We start from the raw sequence: 1,677 nt of genomic DNA, 5'->3' as shown, positions 1-1,677 counted from the left end.
GCCATGAACCGCCGCTCGCTGGCAGGGATCAGCTCCGCGACGAGGTCTGGGTCGGTTGCCGCTGTTCCGTACAACCGTGGCCCGTCGAGGGCGAAGACATCCATCATCACGAGCCGGCCGTCGGCTCTGCGCATGACGTTGGTCGGGTTGAAGTCGAGAGGTCCTGGCCACCGCTGCTCCTGCACCAGCCGCTCGTGGATCCGTAGTGCCACCTCGAGGAGCGGGCCACCCGGCTCCTGAATCGTTCGTGCGAATCTCATCGCCTCGTGCTCCGGAACGGGTTCGAGCAGCTCGAGGATCTGCAGGTCGCCACGGCCGGCGAGCTTGCGATGGCCGAACAGCGCCGGCACCTGACCGGTCGAAGCCGCCTCGCGGTAGAAGGCCGTGTTGTACGCCCCTGCCGGATCGAACGGGCTGATCCGTGCAGCTACGCGTCGGCCCGGTGACCTCAGGGCGATGGCCCAGTCGCCCGCTCCGCATCGCATCCATCCCGCGTCGAGGAGCGCGGCTTCCGCGTCCTTGTGGTCGGCGTCAGGAGGCACGAGCGCCAGACTGCTGTCGTTCGAACCGGCCGGTGTGGTCATCGCGGAAGACTCTAGTCACCTGCCTCGTCCGGCAGCCGCCGATTTTCGCGGGACCCCGTGCCGCAAGCCATGAGAGAATGTCACCAGGCCTCGGAGCGCACCGCGCTTCGAGGCTTTCGCGTATGACCACTCTCCACACCGACCTCGATGGCATTCCTCACCCTGTCATCGCCCGCCCCGCTCGGCCCGAGGGCCACCTCGCCCTGCGCCATCTGTGGCTGCTCTTCCGCCACGACATGTCGGGCTTCAGCTCGACACTCCCGTTCGCCGACGGCACCTTCCGCACCGAGCGCCTCGAGGCAGCCCTCCGCCCTGACCCCGGCTGGGGTGCCTGGGTCCTCACCGCCGGCGTCCATCCGATCGGGTTCGCGCTCGTCCGCGATGCCGACCAGCCCGTACGCATCCTGAACAGCTTCTTCGTCGTCGCCGGCGCTCGCCGGGGCAGGCTCGGGCTCCAGTTCGCGCGGGCTGTCATCTCTGATGCGCCGGGGGAGTGGAAGGTCGCCTATCAGGAGCAGAATCGTGCTGCTGCGCGGTTCTGGGAGCGGGTCACCGCGGGGTGTGATCGATCGTGGTCTGAGACCGTGGGGGCTGGGGGTGTGGTCGATACGTGGATCTCGTTCTCTGTGGATCGCTCGATCGGTTGGTCGAGCCGCCGGCGCCGGTAGGCGAGGCGTGTCGAGACCGACACGGTTCTCTTCTCCGGGAGGGCTCGGTTTGGCGGCTGTGTTTTCGGTTCAGGGTTCGCCGCCGACCCTTGCTTTGATTGTTTCTCGATCGGCCGCCGCGTCAAGGACGGGCTTCGCCCGCCGGCTTCGCCGGCCGCTTCGCGGTCCTTGACCCGGCACCCGATCGAGAAAAGATTTCGCCTGTATCGGGGCGGCGGCGAGAGGGTGGCGCAGCACTCATGTGTCTTGTTCGCTGACTGCGTAACCCGGGTCCGACCAGCAAAAACGGGTAGCATCGTGGTGCTCAAACGCATATAATAAGACGCATGAACGAGACCATCGACCGCCTCCTCGACGGGCCACCTCCCGGTGCGTCCGAGACCGAGTTGGTCGACTGGATCACGCGTCTGGAAGCGGTGAAGTGT

The 1,677-nt window shown here is 66.8% G+C and carries 2 protein-coding genes; one reads left to right on the top strand and one right to left on the bottom strand.

Going from position 1 to position 1,677, the window contains the following annotated elements; all coding sequences use genetic code 11:
* Window positions 1-584 (bottom strand): hypothetical protein (locus tag ACFVJS_RS27870; RefSeq protein ID WP_378886786.1); only part of this gene is annotated, 584 nt, incomplete at its 3' end.
* Window positions 585-706: 122 nt separating this feature from the next.
* Here ACFVJS_RS27870 and ACFVJS_RS27865 point away from each other — a divergent pair.
* Window positions 707-1,252 (top strand): GNAT family N-acetyltransferase, encoded by a 546-nt coding sequence (locus tag ACFVJS_RS27865; RefSeq protein WP_378886785.1) that lies wholly within the window; start codon window positions 707-709, stop codon window positions 1,250-1,252.
* Window positions 1,253-1,677 lie beyond the last annotated feature (425 nt).

Origin of the sequence: Nocardioides sp. NPDC057772, from assembly GCF_042798075.1 — a bacterium.
GTDB lineage: Bacteria > Actinomycetota > Actinomycetes > Propionibacteriales > Nocardioidaceae > Nocardioides.
This window is presented reverse-complemented; position numbering and strand designations above follow the sequence as displayed.

What these genes read in the sequence shown, in the direction of transcription:
- ACFVJS_RS27865 (WP_378886785.1), top strand. Translation starts at nt 707, where the DNA reads ATGACCACTCTCCACACCGACCTCGATGGCATTCCTCACCCTGTCATC.